The organism is Moritella sp. F3 (genome assembly GCF_015082335.1).
Lineage (GTDB): Bacteria > Pseudomonadota > Gammaproteobacteria > Enterobacterales > Moritellaceae > Moritella.
In genome coordinates this window covers 39,507-65,118 of sequence record NZ_BLRL01000014.1, presented here as the reverse complement: position 1 = coordinate 65,118, position 25,612 = coordinate 39,507, and the positions used below count along the sequence as shown (strand labels likewise).

Genomic DNA, 25,612 nt, shown 5'->3' with positions numbered 1-25,612 from the left:
TTACTAAAAATTGATTACTGGACATTAAGTCGCTTCATTAATCGATGTAAATTACTTCTATCAACCCCTATCGCACGTGCTGTGGCAGCAGAGTTACCATTATTCTCAGCTAGCATTTTTTTAATAAACTGAGTTTGAAAATCATCGGTTATTTGCTTTAAGCTATTATCGTTATCCAGCGTATTAATAACGATGTCATTTTCACCAACGCTAGGGGTTACAACGGTTGTGCCAGCAGTGTCTGTTGCTAATAGGGACGATGGCGTACTATCATCACCTAAAGTTTGGAGATCTGAGCTCTTATCTAAGGTATTAATATCTAAATCACAACTTTCTAATACCACGACACGATCATCTTTACGATTGCGAGCAGCCGCTCTTAATGACGCGCGACTTAATAAATGCTCAAGCTCTCGCACATTACCCGGCCATTCATACGCCAATAATGCACGCTCAGCATCTTTTGCTAGCGTTAAGTTATTTAGTCCCACCTTACGTTGGATCTTGGCAAGGAAGTTACCCGCTAATAGCAAAATGTCATTACCACGTTCACGTAGGCTCGGCACTTTTAATGGATAGACAGTTAATCTGTGATACAAATCATCTCTAAAGCGCCCTTCTAACACCTCTTTAGCTAAGTCCCGATTAGTTGCAGTAATTAGCCGTACATCTACCTTATGGGGCTTATCGCTGCCTAGGCGCTGCAACTCACCAAACTGAATAACCCGTAATAGCTTAGCCTGAATAGATAGAGGTAGCTCGCCGATTTCATCCAGAAATAAGGTTCCGCCATCAGCAAGTTCGAATTTACCCAAACGGTTTTTGGTCGCACCAGTAAATGCACCAGCGACATGCCCAAACAACTCACTTTCAACCATGGTTTCTGGTAATGCAGCACAGTTTACGGTGATCAAAGCTTCTTTAGCGCGCTTAGATGCCATATGGATTTTACGCGCCACCAGCTCTTTACCTGAACCTGACTCACCGTATATCAAGGCAGCTAAGTCAGAGTCTGCCACTAAATCTATTTCTAAATTCAACATGTTCATTGCTGAACTCGAACCTATCATTTCTTCACTGAATTTCTCATTAATAAGGCTGGCAGTCACCTGCTCTTGATGTTGTACTTTTTGGTCTAATGCAAAAATTAAGCTAGCAGTTTTTATCACCACCTCGGTTAAGCCGATCATTGAATTTAACATGGCAGGATCGAGTGAATCAAAACGTTTTGGATTAAGCGCATCCATAGTAACAATACCCCACGGCTTGTTATCAATAACTAGCACCGCCCCCATACAATCGTGCACGTTCAACTGACCATCAGGTGTTTGAATCAAACCATCATAAGGATCAGGAAGCTCACATGCGGCATCAAATCTATGTACTTTCTTTTGTATTTCATTATGACTACCATCATCATAGTGCGCTAAAATCTGCTCAAATCGAGGGTGTTCAGTAATAGGAAAATGTCGCCCCATTGCCTCTATTTGTAAGCCGTTTGCAGACTTAGGCACCAAGTTATCGCCTTCTAGCTTTAACAACACACAGGCGTCACATGCAAACGTATCACGCCATGCCTGTAACAAACGGTTGTAGCGTTGGTATTTAGGCAACTCTCGAGAGAGGTCATACATAATGGTATCGATGCTCTCAATAAAGCGGAGGTGTTCCATGGTGGCAGATCCTTAAAACGGTCATTCAATGGCTAATAGTTATAACACTGAGTAGTCATTGTGACAACGCTCAATGCCTCAACACCCTATATTCATACAAATTTCTATACTTTAAAATCTATATACGCACCAACTATCTATTTACCAACCTGTTTTTAGCAACCGATAGGTTAAATCATCACCTTTCAGTAATAAGATCGTCTATAGTATTGACGGATATCAACTAATTTTTTCCATTTACCGATAATTTTTAAACCATCATTAAACATGTGATAAAATCAGCCTATTAAATACATTATTATATTAATCTGCCGGGTCTAAACTCGACATAATAAAGGAATTCTTTGTGTCATTAACACATCCCGCACACGTCGTTATTATCGGCGCTGGCCCTTCAGGTTCACTTGCAGCAGCACTGCTAAACAAGCAAGGCATCAACGCAACGATCATTGAAAAATCAACATTCCCCCGTTTTTCAATAGGCGAAAGCTTATTACCAGCGTGCATGGAATCGCTTAAAAAAGCGGATATGTTTAATGCTGTTAATGCGGCAGGTTTTCAATTTAAAAATGGCGCTGCCTTTCACGCTAATGGCCAACATACAGAGTTTGATTTCACTGATAAATACACTTCAGGTGAAGGCACTACTTTCCAAGTTCAACGTGGTCAATTCGATAAACTGCTTGCTGACACAGCAGAGCAACAAGGCGTCACAATCCATTATCAACACGAAGTTAAAAATATTGATATCGACAGAGAAAAACCGCTATTAACAGTGCTCGATGAAAACCAAACAAGTTATGAGATAGAAGCTGATTTTATTCTTGATGCCAGTGGGTTTGGCCGTGTGTTACCGCGTTTACTCGGGCTAGAAGAGCCTTCGACACTACCGCCAAGGCGCGCTATCTTTACTCATATTGAAGATAATATTACCACTGAGGGCTATGATCGTAACAAGATCTTGATTTCTGTACATCCTGATGACAGCAAAGTATGGTATTGGTTAATTCCATTTAGTAACGGCACCTGCTCGTTTGGTGTGGTTGGAGAACCTGAGTTCTTTGCTAATTACCCTGACGATCATCTTGCAGCGTTAAAGCAACTAGCAACTGAAGAAAGCAATCTTAAAGTATTACTTTCACAAGCTAGTTACCCTAACCCTTGTGGCACGATCATGGGTTATTCAGCCAACGTGACTAAACTCTTTGAGCGAAACTTTGCTTTGTTGGGGAATGCCGGTGAGTTTTTAGATCCAGTATTCTCGTCAGGCGTCACGATTGCAATGAAGTCTGCTGAACTTGCAGCTGATTTGTTAGTGAAACAGTTCAACAATGAAGCTGTTGATTGGCAAACTGAATATGCCGATACATTGATGACAGGCGTTAACGCATTCCGTTGTTATGTTGAAGGTTGGTATACAGGTGAGTTCCAAGACGTTGTCTTGCACAACAATCCTAACCCGAAGATCAAACAAATGATCTGTTCTATTTTAGCTGGTTATGCCTGGGATAAAAGTAATCCATTTGTGGCAGAGCCTACGCGTCGGTTAAAAGCAGTAGCTGCTATTTGTAAGGTGTAGTCAATTTAGAGTCCCCCCTGTAATCAGTGAATTAATTACAGGGTCTTTAGCCACAATATCTTCGTCTATATCACAGCCTCTTTCTTGTAATAATAACGATAATACCCAACTAGGTTACTCGTGATAAATAGAGCTTCCATTATGACCGCCGTCGGTGAGCCGATTAAGTAATTGTGTACTAGCCATAAACTTGTCCCCACAACCATTAACTCTCTTAACCGCTTATCATCTTTATTGAACGCAGCTACAGTCTGAAAGCTAGAAGCCAAGAAACTCAAAACACTAATCAACCCAGAATAAGTCAATACTGTCGCAATTAACGATGCTGAACCAAACAAATACTTTAATTTTGGTGATGTCGAAAAGATACTTACTAAATAACGAACCGTTGCGATAACCATCAAACTCGCCGCAGTCCATTGTTCAAGCAGAATAAAGTGACTCGAAATAAGCACTCCCGCACAGAATAAACAGGCCACAATCTTCTGCCTCTCTTTAAACTGAAAAGACATCAAATCAAAACAAATAGCGATGGCGACTAATACTTGGGATATAAAAAATAATGACACTGAGGCCTCCTAAACGCAGCCATACTACAATAACCTTGTACTATGACGTTGTAATTCCATTTAAGAGGACAGTCTACAGGGACACTCTTAGTGATAACAGAAGGTAACTATATCTATACTTATATTTACAAATGGCTTAAGCGCTGTCCGCTAGAAACTCTTCACTGCTGAAGTTACTTTTAAACGTAAATGCAGTAGGACTATCACCGTTATTTCGTAGATATTCTAACTTACTAACCGCTTCCTCTACCGTTGGAATATGGCCAATAGGTACCCACCACAGAACATAGCTGTCCTCAGGGATAATATCGAACCATTCCTTTTTACGACGTAGAAAGTCTCGATGGTGCGTTCTAAACATGAAATTTTTAAGCGCATCAGGAGACTGCCAAACCGACATATTTACAATAATATTCGGATCGGAAAAGGCTTGAATACTGGTCGCGTCACCGTTTTCGTCCTTTAAACGCCAAATAAAGCCGTCACTTGTTTCTGCGGTATTATTCACCGGTTCTAGATTATCAACGAATTCTTTAATCTCTGGCGCTTCTAATGCGTATTTCGCTTTCGCTATGTTTAATTGTGCTAGGTGCATATAACTCCTCCTTGATGCCTAACTAATTATTACTAATCCATTTATATATTAAACGTAATCAGTCAATTAGAAAACAGGGAGGAAAACATTTATAGCATTTTTTCAATTAGCACTTCATCGATGTATTTGCCATTGATCTTAGCATGACGTTTGGCGGTACCAATGACTTCAAATCCATGCTTTAAATACGTTGCGAGTGCGTTTTTGTTATCCTCACGCACATAAGCAAATAGCTTTTCATAACCTTGAGCTCTTGCCCGCTCAAACGTTGAGTTAAATAAACTCGATGCAACACCTTGCCTTCTGTAGCTGCCATCAACGTATGTACCGATGATCCCGACATGATCGAAAGCGTGGGTATAAGTAGCAAACGGTTCTACATTTTGGAATCCAACGATGGTTGATTCCTCTGCATTAGAAGCAACATTAAAAACACCTCTTTCAGGGAAGTCTTGAATAAATTGCTCTTCCTCTTCCAAAGAGAATGTGGAATCAAGAATGGTATAAAGACCACCCTCAATGATTGGATTCAATATATCCATGATGCCTTGCGCATCTGCTTTTTGAACATCTCTAATGATTAATTTCATGGTTTTCCTTGAATGTCTAAGTTGTCCCCTACGGGGTAGTATTTATCATGACCCCAATTCCATATCATCCTTGATAATAAAACCGGCTTTTTACTTAATTGACTTAGCAGGTGATTCGCTAGCCACACGCAGAATATAAACTATTTTATTACCGGTGAATTGGCCATTTAAGCAAACGAACTGAATCGGTTTTATACATGCAATTCTTGCTTATTATTCCCACAATCGTTGTCAAAATGACTTCTGGTTGTATTTATGACAACTCATAATCGTTGTCATAAATACAACCAAACTAACAGGTAATGCCTATTTAAAATTAAAAGTATTAATAATCAGCAGCTTGTAAAGTTGGCACAGCTACTGCAATACAGGAAATATAAATATTGATGTAGATCAATTATTCTCAACAATCGATTCACAACCTATACAAGGTAGCTATTATGTTAACGCAACAAACTATAGATATTATCAAAGCGACTGTCCCAGCTGTTTCTGTTCATGCTAATGATATTACAGCGCATTTTTATCCTTTGATGTTTAGAGAATACCCAGAAGTAAAACGTTTCTTCAACCAAAGTAACCAAGCAGGTAACGCCCAACCTAAAGCTCTGGCAAACGCCCTTGTTGCTTATGCAGGTAACATCGAAAACCTATCTGTATTAGAAGCTGCAGTGAACCGTATTGTTAACAAGCACGTGTCATTGAATATTTTACCAGAACAATACGCAATTGTTGGCGAGTGCTTATTAAAATCAATCAAAGCAGTGTTAGGTGATGCAGCAACAGATGCAGTGATTGAAGCATGGGGACAAGCATATTGGCAGCTAGCGGATCTGCTTATCGCAGCTGAAGAAGCGGCATACACCGCCAATGCAGAGAAAGAAGGCGGCTGGCGTGGCGAACGTGACTTCAAAGTGACTTCAAAAGTAGCTGAGAGCGAAAATATCACGTCATTCTATCTAACACCAACTGATGGCCGACCAGTGTCTTCATTCACACCGGGTCAGTTTATCGGTCTAGTATTAAACATTGATGGTGAAGAGACGCGTCGTCAATACAGTCTTTCAGACTCACCAAATTCAGAATACTTACGTATTAGTATTAAACGTGAAGAAGGTGGCGCGGCATCTAACCACTTACATAATAAAGTGCAAGCTGGTGACACATTACGTGTACTTGCACCTGCAGGTGACTTCGTCTTAAAAGACAATAAAAAACCTGTTGTACTTGTTACTGGTGGTGTTGGTATCACACCAGCAATCAGCATGCTTAATAGCTTGAAAGATACAGACCGCCCGATTCACTTTATTCACGCCGCAATGAACACTAAAGTTCACGCCTTCCGTGATCATGTAAAATGTCTTGCTGCTGAAAACGACAACATCAAACCTTACTTCGTTTACAGCCATGCAACGGCAGAATGTCAGCCTGACGCAACTGGTTTCATCAATCTAGCAATGCTGGAAGAAAAAATTGGTCATGACCGTGACGTAGAGTTTTATTTCTTAGGTCCAAAACCTTTCATGCAAGCAATGAACGGTTTCGCTCCTAAACTAAAAATTCCAGCTGAAAATGTGCATTTTGAATTCTTTGGCCCTGCAGAAGATTTAAATATAGACCCTGCTGCTTAGTTTTAAAGCAATATACTGATATTGTTTAAAAAAGACTTGATGATAATAAGGATGCGGGATAGTATTTGATTCGTCTTAACGACATACCAAATTATGCTCGCTTAGCTCAGTTGGTAGAGCGCTAGCTCGACATGCTAGATGTCACAAGTTCAAGTCTTGTAGCGAGCACCATTTTTAATGGTACAAATTCCGCGTCCTTAGCTCAGTTGGTAGAGCGCTAGCTCGACATGCTAGATGTCACAAGTTCAAGTCTTGTAGGACGCACCAAATAATGAAACCTTGCTCATTGAGCAGGGTTTTTTTATACCTGAAATTTAATGAGCAAAACAATCCTCTTAAAACGAACTGTCACTCAACTAAACACTAAGCCAATCGCGATACCTATCAATATAACTATCGGCCTAACAATATTTCATTACTGTTTAGCGTTTAAGTTCGGCGCTTTACAAAGCTCAGATAGACAAGTGTTAGTATCTACCCCACTTTCCTTCAATACACTTAATGCATCTAACAAAGTCGACTTTAATTCAGTCACAACGAGGGCATAATCAGCATCACTCTGCTGCAACATCTGATGATCAGCAAAGCTTAATCCTAACTTGTTCATCTTATTATCTAGGTTATTAATTAACGAGAGCAAGTTTGCGTGGTACTCAACAACCAATTTATCCGCACTTTGTTTATCAATAACGGATAAACCAGCTAGCAGTCCTGTTTCACCAACAAAGTGCTCAGCCATTACAAAATCAATATCTTTATACCATTCACGTATCGCGAGCAGTGGCGTAACATCGGTATTTAATCCCTGATGACAAGCAGCTAAGATAGGTTCTTGTAAAAACAGAGCATCGAAACGTTCCTGAGTATTCACGTATTTGATCATGGCTGGAAATAACAATTTAATATCTTCCAACTTTAACTGATCATGTGCAGCAAGGTTTAATGCTTGTTGCTTAGCATCACGCCATTTAGCAGAAAACCAACGGAACATACCCGCATTATCTAAACAGCATTGAATCGATTGCAGGGTATTTGTCGACCCTAGGGTATTGATATTCACAAACGGTGCAAGTTTCTTGTTCAGCGGTTTTAAAATAGCTAATTGCTGTTGTAGTTCAGCTAAACGAAAATCCATTTCATAACAATTAAAGCTATCTTCTCTTAATGTCCACAAGTCTGCAGGCGCACTCTCAATCAACTTTACCAATGCAGCAAGCTGTTCGACACTCATTGCTGAGTTGTTAAAGCAAGTATGTAATTGTGTAGGTAAACCCTTCGCGATCTCTGCATAGCATGTTTGTAATTGCTGGCAACTCGCTAAAACAGCCTCAATTTCAAGTGTCTGGAATTCTATAGCTTCAAGTGTCATCAATCCCGCAATACCTAAATCATTTAACTGCTTAACTGCAGCCACATAACTATCGTCGTTTAGTGTTTTATCTTGTAACAAACGATCAGCGTCTAAAGATGACATTATTTTATCCTACTCAATATGAGGTTATGCAAATTAATCACATGTTTAACTTAACATAATCAACGGTAAATATTTAATAAACTTCAGCTTACCTTATTCCGCAGACTTAATCGACCTACTTCATCTTGGCTAGAGTTCGCTATACTATTTAATGACATATCTTAATTTTATAACATTATTTTAATACATAGCTTATAGCGGTGATGAACATGATTAATACTCGAATCGAACGCGATAGCATGGGTGAGGTCAACGTACCAACCAATGCGCTTTATGGCGCACAAACTCAACGTGCAATAGATAACTTCCCTGTTAGTGGCCAACCCCTACCGATTGATTTCATCAAGTCACTGCTACTCATTAAGTCTGCGGCCGCAGAAGCCAATCTTGAATTAGGATTGATCCCCGAAAACATCGCTACCGCTATTTGCACAGCGGTGAACCAATTACAGGCAGATAAAAACATCATGCAGCACTTCCCTGTTGATATCTACCAAACTGGCTCTGGAACCAGTTCCAACATGAATGCCAATGAAGTGATAGCCCATCTCGCCAGTATCTATAGTCAGGCTAAGATTGATGCCAATGATCACGTCAACTATGGTCAAAGCAGTAACGACGTGATCCCGAGTGCAATACATGTCAGCGCCGCAATATTAGTCGCCAAACAGCTATTACCAGCACTGCATCATTTACAACAAACCATTGTAGACAAAGCATTGAGCCTTAATCATTTGGTAAAAACGGGGCGTACACATCTGATGGATGCCATGCCTGTGAGAATGAGCCAATCCCTATTCAGTTGGGCAGCACAAATCAGCGCCAACATTGATAACATTAAAATGTTGCAACCCAGATTACAGCAGCTCGCACAAGGTGGGACAGCAGTTGGCACAGGGATCAATGCCCATCCCGATTTTGCCAACCACTTTAATCAAAAACTATCAGGGTTAACCGGCATCACTTTTAGCCAAGCAGATAATTTTTCATTTTTAATGGCAACACAAGACACCGCAGTCGCATTATCGGGGCAGCTAAAAACCACCGCGGTATCATTAATGAAAATAGCCAATGATCTGCGCTGGATGAATTCAGGCCCACTGGCGGGATTAGGTGAAATAAGTTTACCGGTGCTGCAACCCGGTTCTTCTATCATGCCAGGTAAAGTAAACCCGATCATCCCAGAATCAAGCGCAATGGTCGCAGCGCAAGTGATTGGAAATGATGCCGCGATCACCATAGGTGGTCAATCAGGTAACTTTGAACTCAATGTGATGCTACCAATGATCGCAACGAACCTTATCAGCAGTATCAACTTACTCACATCAAGTTCACGCCTGCTCGCAGACAAAGCCATTGCCAGTTTTGAAGTACAAGAACAACAATTAACACAAGCACTACATAAAAACCCGATTCTAGTCACGGCACTCAACCCGCTCATTGGTTATCTTAAAGCAGCAGAAATTGCAAAACAGGCTTATCGTGAACAACGACCTATTATTGACGTCGCGGAAGAAAATACCGGGTTGACACGACAAGAACTGGAAAAACTATTAGATCCAGCGCGATTAACAAGAAATGTTAAGTAATTTATCGAACTGGCACACTAGTTGTAAGCTAATCGTTGAATGCTAATAATTAGTTATTTAAATGTTTATTAAAAACTGTTTAAATGTTGTAGTGATTATGATGATTTAAACTCAAGACATTAATTCAAAATGAATTCAAAGAAAAGTGGTGATCTATGAAGACAATGCCCATGCTAGACCAATTCATTCAGCGTCACCAGTTGGATGCAGATTATTTAACGCATGCATCAGAGTACTTTTCTAGTGCACTACTAAGTATCGTAGCGCACCAAAAACAAGCAAAAAAAACCTTTATCGTCGGCATTAATGGTTGCCAAGGTTCTGGTAAATCGACCTTGGCTGATTATCTTGGCACCCGCCTAAGTTCAGAGTTTGATTTAAATGTAGCAGTGCTATCCCTCGATGACTTTTATTACAGTAAAAAGCAACGTCACGAGCTTGCTAACCAAATTCATCCTTTACTGCGTACCCGCGGTGTTCCTGGCACACATGATATGAACCTTGCCAATGAAACCTTAGAGAAACTGTGTGCTGGTGCATCAGCAAGCGAGCCAGTACAACTTCGTCGATTTAACAAATTTGCAGATAACCCCTACCCTGAATCACAATGGCCAATTATCGATCGTCCCATTGATGTGATCGTGCTAGAGGGTTGGTGCCTAGGTGTACAACCACAGTTGATGAAAGACCTTATCTATCCGATCAATAAATTAGAAGCGACAAAAGATAAATACGGTATTTGGCGTAGTTATGTAAATCAACAATTAAAACAGAATTACCAAGGTTTATACCAACGTATTGACCATTGGTTGATGCTCAAAGCACCGAGTTTCGACAGTGTACAAGCGTGGCGATTAGAACAAGAACACAAACGTAAAAACCAGGACAAAAACACAGATCAAAAACAGCAAGAAACGTTTATGACCAGTGCAGAAGTGCGAAACTTTACCGCTTATTTCCAGCGTATTACCGAACAGTGTTTAGCCACCCTACCCAACCAGTGCGATTGGGTATACGAATTAGATAACCAGCGTAACATTATCAATACCGTGCACCAAGATTCCGTCAGCGCTACTATCTAAACAAGTACGACAGTTTAGACGAGATTAACAACAGCAATAACGATATAAACAAGCACTAAACCAGCAAGGCCCATGATAAGCCCTACTTTTGCCATGTCCTTGCTGGCCACTAACCCCGTTGCATACGCTAACGAATTAGGTGGTGTTGAAACCGGTAATATCATCCCTAATGACGCAGAGCACGCCACAACGACTAGCATCATCAATAACGACAAGTCATCCATTGAAGTAGCGACAGCGGCCGCTATAGGCATTAACAAATTTGCCGTCGCGGTATTAGAAATAAAGTTAGCCATCAACCAGCACACGAGCGACATCACTAACATCACCAACAACGCTGGTAATACCGAATAATCAATTGCATTAGCCATGACCGCTGCCAATCCTGTTTTATCCAACGCAATACCAATTGCAATACCACCAGCAACCAGCCATAACACATCCCAGTTAATCAGCTTTAACTCTTCCTTGCCTATGATGCCTGTTAGTGTAAATACCGCCAGTGGGACAATCGCAACCACATAGGTATTCATGCCATGCAAACCCGTACTCATCCATAAAATAATGGTCATCGCAAAGGTAATATAAACCACTATCGCTTGCCAACTCCGTTGAAACTCCCCACCAAGTTGTAAATACAAGCTATCTCCACTAAACGGAAACAGCTTTTGTAGCAACCACCATGCAAAGGCTAACAACACAATAACAAAGGGCAACCCGAGCATCATCCAGTCTAGAAAACTGATATTGTAAAGGCTATCAAGGTACTGTAGCGCAATCGCATTCGGTGGCGTACCAATTGGTGTCGCAATACCGCCCAGATTGGCAGCAATAGGGACACTCAGCACCAAGGCTTTAATGCCCTTTTCTCCCTTTGGTACCGACATTAAAATGGGGCCTAATAATGACAGCATCATTACCGTGGTCGCCGTGTTCGACATAAACATAGAAAACAATGCCGTGATCATCATCAGACCAAGCATGATAGAGGCGGGTTTCGTTCCAAATGGTTTTAATAACACATTAGCCAGATTTGTATCAAGCGCATATTTATTCGCGCCAATCGCGAGTGAGAATCCCCCTAAGAACAAGACAATAATCGGTGACGAAAAAGCCGCGAAAATATCGTTATAATGTATCAAGCCTTCAATGCTTGTTACAGGGTCAGTTCCATCATTCAAAAACCGAAAACTATAAAGCCCCTGGTCGGATAGCATCACCAATTCAAGGGTGATTATCAAGATGGAGGTCGCAAAGACAGGTACAGGTTCAAGGATCCACAGCAATGCTGCAAGTACAAAAATGGCGAGCAGTCTGTGCTGGATAATACTCAGGTCATCAAAGGGTAATTCAGAGGTAGACATTGATAGCAAAAATAACGGAATGCCAAAGGCAATTAAAAGCTTCACTAACCTCGTCGCTAATGATTGGCTATTGTCATGTTCTGAGTTCTTATTTTCTTTATCTTTCAGTTGATTGTCTACGGTTATATCCGTCATTAGCTTTCACCTCGTAAGCCACTAATTCATAGAATATAAAATACCCTTTTTTACATTTCTTTATCTGCTTAGCTATCACGTTTTCAAATGAAAACAACATTTAATTAACCACAAAGTAATAGTCGAATAATGGTTAAGTGAACTGCTATTATAAGAAAAAGAAAAGAATAAAAATAACCATAAAAGCAAAAAGCCCCACAAGTTATTCACTCATGGGGCTTTATTCACTAGACAATGACATGTCTAAAATAGGCGTAAATTAAAGATTACGTAATGCGTTGATACGATTTTGAAGTGGTGGATGGCTCATTAATAGCTCCATCATTGTCTTCTTACCCGTAATACCAAACGCCATCATTGAACCTTCAAGCTGTGTTTCTTGGCTTGTTTTAAGACGCTCAAGTGCTGCAATCATCTTCTCTTTACCAACCAGTTTCGCTGCGCCTGAGTCTGCTTTAAACTCACGTTGACGGCTGAACCACATTGTTAGGAAGCTCGCTAAGAAGCCAAATAGCATTTCTAACGCCATTGATACGATGAAGTAAGTCATAAAGCTACCGCCTTCACCTTCTCCCTCGCCTTCTTCATCATTTGATGTGAAACCACTTACTGCGTTAGCAATAATACGAGATAAGAAAATAACAAAGGTATTCACAACACCTTGCATCAAGGCCATGGTGATCATGTCACCATTAGCAACGTGATTGATTTCGTGAGCAACAACCGCTTCAGCTTCATCACGTGTCATTTGTGCTAGAAGACCTGTTGATACAGCAATTAAGGCAGCGTCACGTTTAGCACCAGTGGCAAAAGCATTCATCTCGGCAGCATCATAAATCGCAACATCAGGCATACCAATACCCGCTTGTTTTGCTTGTCGAGTAACAGTTTCTAATAACCAATGTTCGTTGGCATTACGTGGTTCGGTAATGATCTCGCCATTAATTGAACGTAGTGCCATTTTCTTCGACATCATTAATGAAATTAATGAACCACCGAAACCGAACAATACCGCCATCACCAACAACCCAGAAAGACTACCTGATTGAATGCCTGTAGTTGCATAGATAATGTTTAATACAATACTAAAAACAACCATTACGGCCAGGTTGGTTGCTAGGAATAGCATAATGCGTTTCATATATTTGTGTTCTCCAATAAAAATAGAGTGACATAATATGACAAATTAAAGAAAACGCAAAGAGGGAAAATTGTAAAGAGGAGTAAAGAACAAAAAGTAACCTTTAAACGCCCAGTGCGCTTAAAGGCCAAATCACACTAGCACTATAAAACCAGTACGCAGAGTGAGGATATCGTATCTATTGTTTAGAACATCATTTATTACAAAGTATTTTTATTTCGAAAGAGTGTTGTATTAAGTTAATTAATAGCGGTTTGAATCAAATCAATAAGCTCATTTTCAGTCGCAGGTTCACGCGCTAAATCAAGTTCAGGCCCCGCACCACCACTTAAAGAATAAACCTTCGAACCACAGTGATCATAATGATACCAAGTACCATCTATACACACGTCCGTGTAACATCTTGGGTTGCGTAATAATTCCATGTATATACCACCTTTTAATATGTGTGTTAATCACTCTTACATTCTGTTCACATTGACTATAATCGAATTAACTTGTTGCACCCATTGACACAGATCAAATAACACCTTGTTTCATCATTCCTGTTCACTATATTTTATATACTTGCAACATAGGTAAGCTTTTGGCGGATTTCTATCAAGCTGTTTAGTTAGTTAATACCTGATTAGCACAGGTATTCCCTGCACTAATTTCAGTTAAATTGCTTAGAGTCGTTTGGGCAATACTAATTAATGCTTCTTTGGTCAAAAAAGCTTGATGGCCAGTAAAAATTACATTATGGCAAGCAGATAATCGGCGGAAAGTGTCATCAGTAATAATTTCGCTTGAATGATCATTAAAGAACAAGTGTTCCTCCTCTTCATAAACATCTAAGCCTAGTCCACCTATTCTACCTGATTTTAACGCTTCAATGGCATCGTTCGCATCTAACAAACCACCACGACTGGTATTAATAATCGTGACGCCATCCTTCATTAATGCGAACGTTTTTTCATTTAACAGATGCTTATTTTCGGCCGTTAATGGGCAGTGTAAACTTATCACATCACTGTTAGTAAACAGCCTATCTAAGTCAACATATTCAGCACCTAAGGCAATAGCGTGTTCAGAAGGATAAGGGTCCGAGGCTAAAATTTTACAACCAAAGCCTTTAAAAATAGCCATGGTAGCGACACCTATTTTACCAGTACCAATAATACCAACCGTTTTACCGTGTAAATTAAACCCAACTAGACCTTGTAGCGAGAAGTTAGCATCACGAGTGCGTTGATAAGCTTTATGAATACGACGATTAAGTGTCATTAATAACGCTATAGCATGCTCAGCAACAGCCTCGGGTGAATAGGCAGGAACACGAACGATAGTGATACCAAGCGCTTTAGCACAATCTAAATCAATATTGTTAAAACCAGCGCAGCGCATTGCGATACACTTTATCCCCATGTCTTTCAGTTGATGTAAAACAGGAGCACTTAAATCATCATTAACGAATGCACAAACGGCATCATACCCTCTCGCTAATATCGCTGTTTGTTGATTTAATTGCGCATCAAAAAAGTTAATACTAATAGGCTCTGAAATCAATGGTTCAAAATATTGAATATCATAACTGCGGGAACTAAACATAATCACTTTCATAAACGCTTCCTCATATAAATTTATATCACGGCTAAGGATAAAACGAACTGTATTTCCTTTTGAAGGACACACTATATTTCAAATACTTGCCCACGCCATTTATCATCTATTTTGTCTGCAATAACAAGAGATGTTTGGCTCAGAAGCACAAGCCAGTAATCTAGACTTGTAACACTGTTGTCTAAGTGGACACTTCTGGGATCTCGAGTAAGAAATCAGTAACTCCCACATCAAGACCTTGTTGATTTAACAAAGTAGATAATTGACCTCGATGATGTGTTTGGTGATTAAATAAATGACAAAGTAACTCGCCAAAATTACGAGTACTGATAATACCTTTTGTATTTGAATATGCTAAGTTTTTAGTGAAGTCATTTGCACTAGCTTCATTCTGAAGCCACTTAGATAATAATAAATCGACCTTTTCACGCGCTATTTTGAATGAACTAAACTCAGGAAAAAGTATATCGTTTAATCCTTTAGGTTTAGGCAGTTCAAGTACACCTTTCAGTTCGAGGTAATGACTTGAATGCGTAGAAAACCTTGATAGCCAAATAATGTCGCCCACTAATATATGATTAAGCGTTCCCATTATAGAAGTGAAGTACGCGCCTAAATCTTCGTTGGTTCTTTCATCACTTAATTTATCAATCACATCAGAAAACTGTGTGTTCATGCGATGATTGTAATCTGCCATTAAAATAAAATGACTCAATAGATTCATTGATACTCCGAGCTAAGTCAGCATAACGCCTAGTTAAGATAGCTTATAATAGTTTGCTAAATGTTTAGTGGAACGCAACAGAGTCAACGGTTAGCGGCCCCGATTTAAATTCTTACTATGCCTTAATTGCAACTAAGGCGCCTGTAGATACCATTATCGTACCGGCAGTTTTGTTGATTATTGATGATGCATTTGGGCTTTTTAACATTCTTTTAGCTCTTAGCGCTAATAGTGCGTAGCAAATATTGACACTACCAAAAGCCACTGACGCAATCATCATGATAGAGAATACATCATAGGCAGTTACTTGATTTACATTTATAAACGCAGGAAATAGACCAACATAAAAAAGAATAGCTTTGGGGTTACCTAAATTTATCATTAACCCCGTTAATAAATTAGTAAATAAAGAAGACTCTTTAGATTCTTGAATGTCTTCAGCAGTCACTTTTGTTTTAAGCAAATTGACCCCTAGCCAGATGAGGTAAGCTGCACTTATATATTTGATAAATAAGAATGCAGTACCCATAATTTCAGATATGACTGATAAGCCAAATAACGCAAGAAGAATAAATAGAAAATCACCTAAAGTAATGCCAACTATCATCATTAATCCCCGACTGAATCCAGAAGAAAAAGTGCGGGCTATGACTGAGAATACGGCAGGACCAGGTACAATCGCAACGATAAACATAGCACCAAATAGGGCTAAAAGATCTCCGAATGACAATGTAATCTCCTTAAAGTATGACGACTGCATAACACATGAACTACCATGCAGACAAAAATAAATATTAACGCTTAAACACTGAAAATAAACACAAACGTAGAATACTCTACATCGTAAACAGTGTTGATATATTTGTTATTACGATGACGCTAACTTATTATTTTCTTTGACATATTATAGCCAGAAATAGCAAAGCCAACTTCTTGATACAGTTTTAGCGCTCTTTGATTTTGGTAAGCAACTCGTAATTTAATTTGCTCAATACCAGCCGATTTTAATTGTGACTCAAGTGCAATGATTGCCAATTTCCCATAACCATTATTACGATTGTTGGAGAAAATGAAAAAGTCATAAATAAACGTCGATTTGTCATTTGTATTTATCGAATGCCATAAGTAGCCAACCAATTCTGAATCCAACTCGATACACAACAATGCATGTTCGTTAGTTTCTAATCCATTAGGAAAGCTACGAAGCAGATCTTGATTGGCTAATTCGACAGCCCTTTCCATTGAGTGGCCATAATTACCAGCAATTTCACGACTGTAATCATCAACGAAATAGTCACAATATGCGGGATATTCACTAGAAGTCATAGGCCTGAGTTGAATCATATTTAATCCTTTAAACGATGAACTTAAAACGATATAACAGGCAACCTGAGCTTGTTATATTATTTTACGTGCGAATATGTGACTTGCATGGCTAGCATGTCCTGACATTGTTGAACTTTCAACTACTTGAGCTTCTCTTGCACCTGCACTCAACGCTATTTCACGAAGTACTCGGTCTTCAACTTCCGATAAACCACCTTCAAAGAATTCGTGAGGTTGGATGATAATTTTAGGTCCTCGTTTAAAAAAACCAGTATCACCGAATTCTTTAACTGCATTTTTGAGACAATTTTCTGCCACAAAAAACTTACCAATCAGTAACCTTGTTGTTGTAAAAGGTTCTTTAGAGTGAAATGTCATGCTACGACCATCGGAAGTTAGCAGCATTTTGTTTGAATATACATCTACTTTGATTTCCATATCACCTCAATCTAAGAAACGTATAACGCCTCGTTAACTAGCGTGTAGGTTGGTATTGTTTTTGCGTTTTTGCGTTTTTTCTTTTGCAAAAACGATGACCGCCGTTTACGTGTCCGCATTTAACGACTTGTTATACCGATTACCAATTATTTAGGCTTTTCTTCATTTACAAGCATTGCCATATATTTTGTAAATCGTCTTTGCCTAGTTTCAGATTTTTTCGCGCTTGTTAAGCCGTATGCAATAACATAACGACTAGATTTATTGAGTGTTTCGAAGAATTCTTTTACTCTCGGCTGTTTATCCAATTTAGCTAAGAAATCTCCGGGGACTTGCATTTCACTTACCACATAAGCATTTCCCCAACGGCCATCAGCCTTCGCGGAACGAACATGAACAAGCCCTGGTTCCTGCATACGATTATCGTTCATTAAGCGTTCAACATGTTCAGTGTTTCTTTTAGACCAGTTACTTTTTACTTTTCTTGGAGTTATACGTTGCAGATAGGCTTCGTCATCAATCGATTTTTTCACGCCGTCAATCCACCCCCAACATAAAACTTCTATTACTAGATCATTCCAGTCAATACTTTGAATGCCAGTATGCTTCTTGAATATCTTCACCCACAGCTCTCTTTCACTAGCATGGTTCACCTTAAGCCATTCGTTAAGATCTTTCGGAGTATCAAAAGTCATGATTTTAAATGGATCTACATCAGTCATATAGTAAAACTCTCTTCGGCATAACGCCCTGTTAACAGGCAAAAAATAGTTGGTTAAAATTAGCGACGAAGGAGCAAAACCAACTGTTTTTTGTCCTGATTTATTTGCTTGTTATATGCACTTTAGATCAATATTAGACAATTCATTCTCACTGAACAATGTATTTAAATATTCAGCTATAACTTCTTTGGAACCGATTAACTGAAAATCATAACCGTTGCCATTACCATCAATAATTATTGATAACCAGTTATTACCAATTATTAATTTTGAAATACGATTAACTTCTAGTGAAACTTGTACAGATTTTTTAGAGAAAGGTGCTATTTTTAGTCTTGAAATCTCAAGAATATCAGCTTTTCTTTTTATCAAGTTGAACAGCGAATTTTTAGCGATATAACTTTTTGTAAATCGGTAAGAAGATAAAAGACAAAAAATAGAGAAAAATAATAGGTATATTTGAAATTCATCATTCTTAAACCAATTAATAAAAAATACGCCTAGAAGTAAGATAGCGAATATAATCAAGCCATTTTTATAAAAAGTGTTAGTAATTATCAATTTAACTCCATCCTTGAATGTACATATAACGCCGTTTTAAGCGGCCGGTAATAGCTTGCTAAAATGTGAAACGAAGTGGAACTGAGCAAGCAGTTACGAGTTCGACTTGAAAACCCTTGTTATATTTTGTGCACTAAACTCAACCCTACAACGTTAAGCCAGTGTTTTAGCAACTAATGCTGAATCTAAATATGCACGAACCCTTACTATTTGGTTATTCTCAAATTCGCAAACCCAACAATAACGATTATGAAACTCAGCCCCTTTTTTTGTTATTGAATTGGCAACCAGTTCAATTGAAGCTGAACTCCCATCAGTAATACAAGAAACTAATTTCAATGATAAAGGTGACTCTAATACTTCGTTTAATTTTGAAATTGTCCCCGAAATGAAATCTTGCTTAGATGTAAAGATACCTGCAAGCGGATGAGTTCCAGTTACTTCCCATACAACATCATCATGGACATGTGCAAAAAATCCTTGAGGATTTCCATTTTCCAGATGCGAAAACAATTCAATTAACCATTCACGATTGATCATAATTTCCTACTTATAAGATACAGAATTCAATAAAAATCTAACAGTATATTATACAGACGTCTTCATAAGTATTTTTTCAGACGATTGTAAAATATTTAAATAACATCTTAAACCAACCTATAAATCAATGCATTACATAATTTTATCTAATCAGAAGTTGAGTGCTTTATTCCGCAAAATTGAGATTTTTATTTATAGGGGTCTCTATAAGTCAATTTAATTATACCTGTATATCACGCCAGTTTTAGCATAAAGATAGACACATAAATATATCGATTAAAATGTATGGTAAATCTCAATTCATAGAACGTGCATGAGTAGAAGATCTAAGTAGTTCAGAGGCAGGAACGGCTTAGGTGGCACCCTAAGCCGCTGGTCGGAAATTAACTGGAAAGGTAATATTTAACCTATGACAAGCACGCCATTTTGTACAAGGTAACCAGCGAAACCAGCCCAGCTTAACGCTAACAATGCCCAAGGCAGTCTGCTTGACCCTACTTGCTTTTGCTCACTTTCAATCTCAACATTACTTTCTTGCTCTGCTGCCGCTGCATTCGATCTGATTTTTTGTTTCTTCTGTTTATCAAGCTGGCGAGATTTAGCCTTATGCTGTTTTTTGTATTCAGCGATACCCTTCTCGATACCTGCTGCGATCAATTTAGTCTGTTCGCGGTTTTGACCCGGTTTTTTAATACCGTTAGCAATGCGTGTCGATTCAGCTTGCACTTCTGTTGATGCTTTCTGTGTCATGGAATTTACTCTTCATTCAGCACTGTTAATTCAGTACTATTAGCTCAGTTAACGTGATGATAAATAACTCAGGTCTATGTTGCAAGTTAGCAAGACGAAATGGGTAAGATTGCTCGATGGTTTCAGGTAATTGGAAAAAAGAAAGACCTCCCCCGCTTTTCCGTTATAATGCCCCACCAGCTATATGCCCGTATTTAAGAGGTATTAAAATACCATGGATATCAAAGGAACCTGTATCTCATCAATCGTCGATGAGCACGGCCCCATTTATGTTTACGAAACAAAGAACAGCCGCATTCTTAGCTTTGATGGGAAAATCTATCAAAGTTGCATGAAACTAAATAACATTAATGGATTACCCCTAGGTTACACCAAGGCTATGATGGCGGGATTATTTTTTACTCCCACAGTAACAACAGCGACCATCATGGGGCTCGGCGCTGGCTCAATGGCAAAGAACTTACTCAATAGCTTCCCCGAGTTGAACGTGCACGCGGTTGAATACCGTGAAGCAGTCGCTAAGACAGCAAAAGAATACTTCTACTTACCCGAAACAGATCGTCTCGTCATTCATATCGACGATGCTGTCAATTACATGAAAAACACCGACGTGAAAAGCGATATTATCTTTTCAGATCTATACAACTCAGAAGGCATGGAACCGAAACAAGTACAAGCATCTTACTTACGTGACTGTAAAAATGCGCTCAATGAACAAGGTGTCCTCGTACTCAATATCTGCCATACAACATTTGAATTACAAAAAGAGTTAGATGCATTACTCGCGCAGGAATTTGACAACCAACTACTGAGTTTCGACGTAGACAGTAGCAACGCGATCGTACTTGCATTCAAGAACGATATCCCCTCGATAAAAAGAGAAGATCTACAGCTTAAAAGTAAATGGTTACAAGAGAAGATTAATATTCCGATGGAACGTTATGCCGAATTACTCTTAGCTTGTTAAGTGATAACTTAAGTAGTTAAAAACTGATGATTCACACGGCTTTTCGATTTGAGTGAGTTGCAGGCATTACAAAAATAACTTGCCGCACCACACGCCTGTAGCTTTTCAAGTTCGGCATTACAATCAGGGCAGAAGCTAATCTTCTGGTAATCCAGATTACAATTAACACAATGATACAGCCCAGCTTTCCACACAAGTGAGTCATGACATTGATTACAGTTATTTTCATTTAGATTTGAAATAGTTGGAGTGGTCATAGTGAGATTCCTAGTGATAGTTCTTCTAGTGGCAGATACACTGATCGTGACGCTCACTTTACCATACCCATAAAGATATAGCCTTAATACAGGTGCAAGCTTAATAAAAATACAAAAAAGGGGCTGTAATAAGCTACAGCCCCTTTAAATCATCATATTAGCTAGTCGTACATTTCTAACAAATACATACCTAACTAAACAGCATTAATGGAATGGGAAGAAGTAGTTCATCCACGATGCCATACGTAGCAAGATTTTTCGCATAATAGCCACATGTTCAAAATGCGTAGAGTAAATAGCCGTTTGACCATATGCGCCACCCATCATCACATCGCTGTATTGCTCGAAACGCGGATCATCAATTTCAAATAACACGGGAATACGACCAGGGAAACGGGCTGTTTGCACAGATATTAACGTGCCTGAGGCTTGGATCTGACCTTCTGGAATAGCAGGAATTGCACCAATGACTTTCGCGCTAAACACTTTACCCGGTAAACCGTCAAAGATCACCTCAGCTTTAGAGCCTTTTTCAAGACGCAGCATGCTGTTTTGACGATACCAACCAACAAGGTTCTTATCATCTTTATGCTTGAACACCATCACAGGACGTAAAGGCAGGCTCACAGCACGCATACCTGGACGTAATGCTTGTTGCACCACATAACCATCGGTAGGTGCACGGACAACCGTACTATCAAGATCAAATAACGCCAATTCACGCTTAGCTGTTAAATCATCAACTTGACCACGGGTAAGATCTACATCACGTTGTTTACCAATACCTTTGCGATACAGCTCTTTAGCACGTTTAAAGTCTGACGTCGCCACAACGAGATTAGCTTCAATTGAATCAAGTTTGTCTTGGAATGGTTTTGGATCTAATTTGAAAAGTACGTCACCTTTCATCAATAATTGATTAGGTTCAACCGGCACTTCAATCACATTGCCATTAACTGCTGGCACAATCGGGGTTGTGACATAGTATTCTCGGCTAATTTCTGAAAACGGATGATTGTAGTTCATGGTAAATACCAGACCACCAATCAAGATAATGCCACCAAGCACTGCTGTTGGTACACTCCATTTATTCAGTGGGATCTTAAAGATTTTAAAGATAGCGATACAAAAAGCGGTATACGTTAATATGAGTAATAAATCCATTATTCACTCCCTCCTTCTAACGCATTAAGACGTTGTTTCACTTCAGTTAGTTCTAACTCTAACTTTTCGATATGGTCTTTACTTGAATGGCCATCAGAGAATCCCCAACCACGGTCGGTGCGGTATAAGGTTGCCCAAATCCACAAAAATGGCCAGAGTACATGTAAGGTGAAGAGACTAACCCAGCCTGCAACATGGATTGCATCTTGATGAGGATGGTTTCGGTGTACAGCAATTTCATAAGGAATATCATGTATGACAATGACACCGTAAAAAAGTACAATAGCAACAAACACCAGTATGACCAGTGCAACGTATTCCAACATAATTAACTCCTTTAATCGCTCAGAAACGTTCTTACTTCTTGTAAGAAGTGATAAGCCTACCATTAAACCTATCGCTAAATCTATTATTAAACCTGTCATTGAAGCGATTATTAAACCGTCATAAACACAGACAAAACAATAATATAATTAACGCTATAAGCTTCAATGATAGACCATATCAGAGAGGATTAACGAGAAGTAAACAATTTAATATCCGCAGAAATTAACCATTCATACGTTGCACAATACGTTTTATAAAGTCCTTCAGTTTTGGTTTCTTGTCTGCTGAAAAACTAATGGGTCTACATGCCGTTACCGCCGCTAAGCCAATACGCGCGGTATAGACACCAGCGCCAACACCTTGGCTCAAACGTGCCCCAGAGATCCCCGCTAAGCTAGTGGTACCAAATTCTTGTAGCATTTCATCAAGGGCAAGCTCACTCACCCCAATTAATGCTAAATAACGCATGACGCTTTTCAACAATTTATAGCGATTAGCTAAAGACGGACGCATGCCATATACCTGCCCAACTTCATCAATCATTTTCATGCTGCGCCACAAGGCTAGCAGCATATCAACGGCTGCCCACGGACTCGCAGCAACCACGACACCCGTTTGCACACTGTATTTTGATACTCGGCGTAAAGCTTCTTTATCTAGTGGTGCTAAAAACACATTTTCAAGATGCGCGATAGCTTCTTTATCACTACTGTAGTCCGGCATAGTTTTAATGCTTTTAGCCAGCAAGGGTGCCTGTGGTTTATCTTGGTAAAACTGCGATAACTTGGTTATTAAAGCTTTAGCTTGACCAACATCATTCGTCGTTTTAAGTTGCTCCGCTTTATCTTGGATACCAGCTAACGCTGCCATGTTTTCTTTATCAGACATGAAGCTAAATACGCTACGTAATGCCAACATAGCAACAATAATAACCAAGCCAGCAAAGCCTGCGGCCGCGATCCAATGAAACGCTAACACGCTTTGAAAAATACTATAAATTTGCCATAGCGACATCACACCAAAAATACTCGCAACGCCAATCACAAATGATTTAAGCCCTTTAATTGGTAATGCTTCAAGAGTGAGCCCTCGATAACTATCGTCAACGGTATCTTCTGCAGTAATCGATGCCGGCACTTGGCTCAAATTATTATCAAGATCGGGCATAAATATTTTCGCTTCACGGCTCACTGTAGCAACACCGTCATCTGCTTGCATATCGATAGTTTTACCTTGGCTACGTGTCACATTATCTACTGTTTGTCTGTTCATAGGCATTTGTCCCCTACTAATTCATTTAAAATACTGTCAATACGAATGTGTGGTAATACATCTTGATTACTAAACGACAATCCTTGTGGCGGATTTAACAAGGGTATTTGCCAATCTAAAAATGGCTGCCACTGCTGCCCTTCAGGTATCCGCGTGGGTATGGTCGGGTGAATATAACCAATCTGTTTGCCATTTACACCACACCCTGCAATACCACGATCGCCTTGATGCTTTATCTCTTTAGAAGAACGTACTGCAGCTGTAGCTTCACAAATTGGCTGCACACCTTCATGCTGCGCACTTTTATAAGCTTGTTTAACAATCACGCCCAATAATTGGCGCACTGCATCGTGATCTTCACTCAATACCTGATCGATCTTAGTCGCTGCAAAAACAACCTTGTCGATCTTAGGTTTAAATAATTGTGCGAATCTATTTTGGCTACCGTACGAAAAGCTTTCAGTAATACTGGTCAAAGCTTGGCGCATATCATCAAGATAATCAGGCCCTGCGTTTAAAGTATTCACCACATCCACCAGCACTAACTGGCGATCAATACGACTAAAAAAGTGCTTATAAAAGGGGTCTACTAATTCTTTTACATAACCTTTGTAGTTGCGCAGACAATACTTGTAATAACTGTTTTCAGCGGCATCACTCAACGTATCTTCACTGTATTTATGGCAGCCAAGTAACGGCACGAAGTTTAACAGTTCGCTGTTTTCTACCGACCCAGGTAATAAGAATCGCCCAGGTTGGATCAAGCTTAAGCTGCTGTGCTTATATTTACAGTCATGTAAAAACTGTACAAACTTCGCATTTAGCGATTTCAATACACTTTCGTCTACAATCGATAACGGGTCTAACTGACTTAATTCGTCAAATAAAGGCCCCATTAACTCACGTCGTGGCGATGCTTGATATTGTCCTTGGCACTGTTCACTCCAACGTGAAAAGCTCATTTCACGTAACGGTAAATCGAGTAGCCATTCACCAGGATAATCACGAATTTCTAAGAACAGAGAAAACTGCTCTGCTTTTAGCGGGTTTAAGCGGCGCCCTGCACGCGACAATCTCAATTCAAGTAAACAACCACTACTATCTGTTGTTGACGCTGGCCACTTGGCTTGTGCTTGCGTCAAGCTTTGGTAGTTCTGCTCATACGGAAATACCGGCATACTGCTATCTGCTAACGGGTGCATTTTCACGCCGAGCAAACGCTCACTCAATACCGGTGAAAAACCCGCTAAGCTGGCTTTTTCATGGTGCATTAATTGATTTATTAAACTGGTGATAAAGGTCGATTTACCACTTTTACTCAAGCCTGTTATACCGATACAAAAATAACGGTTCTGCAGCTTAGCAATGCTCGCAAGCCCATCTTCTTTCAGTGATGTTGCTTTACGAGATGCTTTGCTGATTAACTTTGAAAACTTTTTGTCTGAGTCTCTCATATACCTACTTCATGATTAAAGGAAGGAGAACTGTACCATTACAAACAGGGTCACTGTTGCTATTAACAATTAGTTTACTATAGATA

General features: G+C 39.5%; 27 protein-coding genes and 2 tRNA genes. 7 read left to right on the top strand and 22 right to left on the bottom strand.

Features of this window, described 5'->3' with window-relative positions:
- Positions 1-14: 14 nt before the first annotated feature.
- Complete coding sequence (gene norR / locus JFU56_RS18550; protein ID WP_198438749.1) at positions 15-1,673, bottom strand: nitric oxide reductase transcriptional regulator NorR; 1,659 nt, start codon at positions 1,671-1,673, stop codon at positions 15-17.
- A 346-nt stretch (positions 1,674-2,019) separates the two neighbouring features.
- Here norR and JFU56_RS18545 point away from each other — a divergent pair, with 346 nt between their 5' ends.
- On the top strand, positions 2,020-3,252 hold the full coding sequence (locus JFU56_RS18545) for an NAD(P)/FAD-dependent oxidoreductase (protein WP_198438748.1): 1,233 nt from the start codon (positions 2,020-2,022) through the stop codon (positions 3,250-3,252).
- A gap of 65 nt (positions 3,253-3,317) precedes the next feature.
- On the opposite strand, the gene JFU56_RS18540 is transcribed toward JFU56_RS18545, so the two are convergent.
- The 3 genes from JFU56_RS18540 to JFU56_RS18530 form a co-directional block, all read right to left on the bottom strand.
- Entirely contained in the window at positions 3,318-3,821 is a 504-nt protein-coding gene (locus tag JFU56_RS18540; protein ID WP_198438747.1) for a YgjV family protein, read from the bottom strand.
- A 136-nt stretch (positions 3,822-3,957) separates the two neighbouring features.
- Positions 3,958-4,416, bottom strand: a complete 459-nt coding sequence (locus tag JFU56_RS18535; protein WP_198438746.1) for a DUF3291 domain-containing protein — start codon at positions 4,414-4,416, stop codon at positions 3,958-3,960.
- Between the two features lie 89 nt (positions 4,417-4,505).
- The gene (locus JFU56_RS18530) at positions 4,506-5,006 is read right to left on the bottom strand and encodes a GNAT family N-acetyltransferase (RefSeq protein ID WP_198438745.1); all 501 of its coding nucleotides are present in this window, start codon (positions 5,004-5,006) and stop codon (positions 4,506-4,508) included.
- A 440-nt stretch (positions 5,007-5,446) separates the two neighbouring features.
- Between JFU56_RS18530 and hmpA the strand changes: the two genes are divergently transcribed.
- The 3 genes from hmpA to JFU56_RS18515 all read left to right on the top strand — a co-directional run bounded on the left by hmpA (position 5,447) and on the right by JFU56_RS18515 (position 6,904).
- Positions 5,447-6,637: an NO-inducible flavohemoprotein gene (hmpA, locus tag JFU56_RS18525; protein ID WP_198438744.1), complete on the top strand. Its 1,191-nt coding sequence runs from the start codon at positions 5,447-5,449 to the stop codon at positions 6,635-6,637.
- Positions 6,638-6,732: 95 nt separating this feature from the next.
- Positions 6,733-6,808, top strand: a tRNA-Val gene (locus JFU56_RS18520).
- A 20-nt stretch (positions 6,809-6,828) separates the two neighbouring features.
- A tRNA-Val gene (locus JFU56_RS18515) sits at positions 6,829-6,904 on the top strand.
- A 148-nt stretch (positions 6,905-7,052) separates the two neighbouring features.
- Here the strand turns inward: JFU56_RS18515 and JFU56_RS18510 are convergent.
- Positions 7,053-8,111, bottom strand: a complete 1,059-nt coding sequence (locus JFU56_RS18510; RefSeq protein ID WP_198438743.1) for a hypothetical protein — start codon at positions 8,109-8,111, stop codon at positions 7,053-7,055.
- A 209-nt stretch (positions 8,112-8,320) separates the two neighbouring features.
- On the opposite strand from JFU56_RS18510, the gene JFU56_RS18505 reads away from it, so the two are divergent.
- Together JFU56_RS18505 and JFU56_RS18500 are read left to right on the top strand one after the other, a co-directional pair.
- Positions 8,321-9,700, top strand: a complete 1,380-nt coding sequence (locus tag JFU56_RS18505) for a lyase family protein (protein WP_198438742.1) — start codon at positions 8,321-8,323, stop codon at positions 9,698-9,700.
- A gap of 155 nt (positions 9,701-9,855) precedes the next feature.
- A complete protein-coding gene (locus JFU56_RS18500) occupies positions 9,856-10,782 on the top strand; it encodes a hypothetical protein (RefSeq protein ID WP_198438741.1) in 927 nt (308 codons plus the stop codon).
- A 14-nt stretch (positions 10,783-10,796) separates the two neighbouring features.
- On the opposite strand, the gene JFU56_RS18495 is transcribed toward JFU56_RS18500, so the two are convergent.
- The 12 genes from JFU56_RS18495 to JFU56_RS18440 all read right to left on the bottom strand — a co-directional run bounded on the left by JFU56_RS18495 (position 10,797) and on the right by JFU56_RS18440 (position 20,085).
- Complete coding sequence (locus JFU56_RS18495; RefSeq protein ID WP_242066019.1) at positions 10,797-12,281, bottom strand: DASS family sodium-coupled anion symporter; 1,485 nt, start codon at positions 12,279-12,281, stop codon at positions 10,797-10,799.
- A gap of 259 nt (positions 12,282-12,540) precedes the next feature.
- Positions 12,541-13,422, bottom strand: coding sequence for a protease HtpX (htpX, locus tag JFU56_RS18490; RefSeq protein ID WP_198438740.1), 882 nt, complete (start codon positions 13,420-13,422; stop codon positions 12,541-12,543).
- Between the two features lie 239 nt (positions 13,423-13,661).
- Positions 13,662-13,847, bottom strand: coding sequence for a hypothetical protein (locus JFU56_RS18485; protein WP_198438739.1), 186 nt, complete (start codon positions 13,845-13,847; stop codon positions 13,662-13,664).
- Between the two features lie 184 nt (positions 13,848-14,031).
- Positions 14,032-15,024: a 2-hydroxyacid dehydrogenase gene (locus JFU56_RS18480; protein WP_198438738.1), complete on the bottom strand. Its 993-nt coding sequence runs from the start codon at positions 15,022-15,024 to the stop codon at positions 14,032-14,034.
- A gap of 181 nt (positions 15,025-15,205) precedes the next feature.
- Positions 15,206-15,748 carry a DinB family protein gene (locus tag JFU56_RS18475; RefSeq protein WP_198438737.1) on the bottom strand — a complete coding sequence of 181 codons (543 nt, stop codon included), beginning with the start codon at positions 15,746-15,748 and terminating at the stop codon, positions 15,206-15,208.
- Positions 15,749-15,863: 115 nt separating this feature from the next.
- On the bottom strand, positions 15,864-16,478 hold the full coding sequence (locus tag JFU56_RS18470; protein ID WP_198438736.1) for a LysE family translocator: 615 nt from the start codon (positions 16,476-16,478) through the stop codon (positions 15,864-15,866).
- 149 nt (positions 16,479-16,627) lie between these two features.
- Positions 16,628-17,092 (bottom strand): GNAT family N-acetyltransferase, encoded by a 465-nt coding sequence (locus JFU56_RS18465; RefSeq protein WP_198438735.1) that lies wholly within the window; start codon positions 17,090-17,092, stop codon positions 16,628-16,630.
- A 54-nt stretch (positions 17,093-17,146) separates the two neighbouring features.
- Positions 17,147-17,512 (bottom strand): hypothetical protein, encoded by a 366-nt coding sequence (locus tag JFU56_RS18460; RefSeq protein ID WP_198438734.1) that lies wholly within the window; start codon positions 17,510-17,512, stop codon positions 17,147-17,149.
- A 146-nt stretch (positions 17,513-17,658) separates the two neighbouring features.
- On the bottom strand, positions 17,659-18,234 hold the full coding sequence (locus JFU56_RS18455) for a YdeI family protein (protein WP_198438733.1): 576 nt from the start codon (positions 18,232-18,234) through the stop codon (positions 17,659-17,661).
- Positions 18,235-18,345: 111 nt separating this feature from the next.
- Entirely contained in the window at positions 18,346-18,795 is a 450-nt protein-coding gene (locus JFU56_RS18450; protein WP_198438732.1) for a hypothetical protein, read from the bottom strand.
- A gap of 153 nt (positions 18,796-18,948) precedes the next feature.
- Positions 18,949-19,335 carry a nuclear transport factor 2 family protein gene (locus tag JFU56_RS18445; RefSeq protein ID WP_198438731.1) on the bottom strand — a complete coding sequence of 129 codons (387 nt, stop codon included), beginning with the start codon at positions 19,333-19,335 and terminating at the stop codon, positions 18,949-18,951.
- 402 nt (positions 19,336-19,737) lie between these two features.
- Positions 19,738-20,085: a DUF2956 domain-containing protein gene (locus JFU56_RS18440; protein WP_198438730.1), complete on the bottom strand. Its 348-nt coding sequence runs from the start codon at positions 20,083-20,085 to the stop codon at positions 19,738-19,740.
- A 214-nt stretch (positions 20,086-20,299) separates the two neighbouring features.
- On the opposite strand from JFU56_RS18440, the gene JFU56_RS18435 reads away from it, so the two are divergent.
- Positions 20,300-21,052, top strand: coding sequence for a spermidine synthase (locus JFU56_RS18435; RefSeq protein ID WP_198438729.1), 753 nt, complete (start codon positions 20,300-20,302; stop codon positions 21,050-21,052).
- 8 nt (positions 21,053-21,060) lie between these two features.
- Here JFU56_RS18435 and JFU56_RS18430 read toward each other — a convergent pair whose 3' ends face one another.
- The 5 genes from JFU56_RS18430 to JFU56_RS18410 form a co-directional block, all read right to left on the bottom strand.
- Complete coding sequence (locus JFU56_RS18430; RefSeq protein ID WP_198438728.1) at positions 21,061-21,309, bottom strand: zinc ribbon domain-containing protein; 249 nt, start codon at positions 21,307-21,309, stop codon at positions 21,061-21,063.
- A gap of 204 nt (positions 21,310-21,513) precedes the next feature.
- Positions 21,514-22,473, bottom strand: a complete 960-nt coding sequence (locus tag JFU56_RS18425) for an HlyD family secretion protein (RefSeq protein WP_198438727.1) — start codon at positions 22,471-22,473, stop codon at positions 21,514-21,516.
- Positions 22,473-22,799, bottom strand: coding sequence for a DUF3302 domain-containing protein (locus tag JFU56_RS18420; protein WP_198438726.1), 327 nt, complete (start codon positions 22,797-22,799; stop codon positions 22,473-22,475). The genes JFU56_RS18425 and JFU56_RS18420 overlap by 1 nt, the downstream gene beginning before the upstream one ends.
- A gap of 223 nt (positions 22,800-23,022) precedes the next feature.
- The gene (locus JFU56_RS18415; protein WP_242066018.1) at positions 23,023-24,072 is read right to left on the bottom strand and encodes a TIGR01620 family protein; all 1,050 of its coding nucleotides are present in this window, start codon (positions 24,070-24,072) and stop codon (positions 23,023-23,025) included.
- Positions 24,069-25,526 carry a YcjX family protein gene (locus JFU56_RS18410; RefSeq protein ID WP_242066017.1) on the bottom strand — a complete coding sequence of 486 codons (1,458 nt, stop codon included), beginning with the start codon at positions 25,524-25,526 and terminating at the stop codon, positions 24,069-24,071. Before JFU56_RS18410 ends, JFU56_RS18415 begins: the two co-directional genes overlap by 4 nt.
- Positions 25,527-25,612 lie beyond the last annotated feature (86 nt).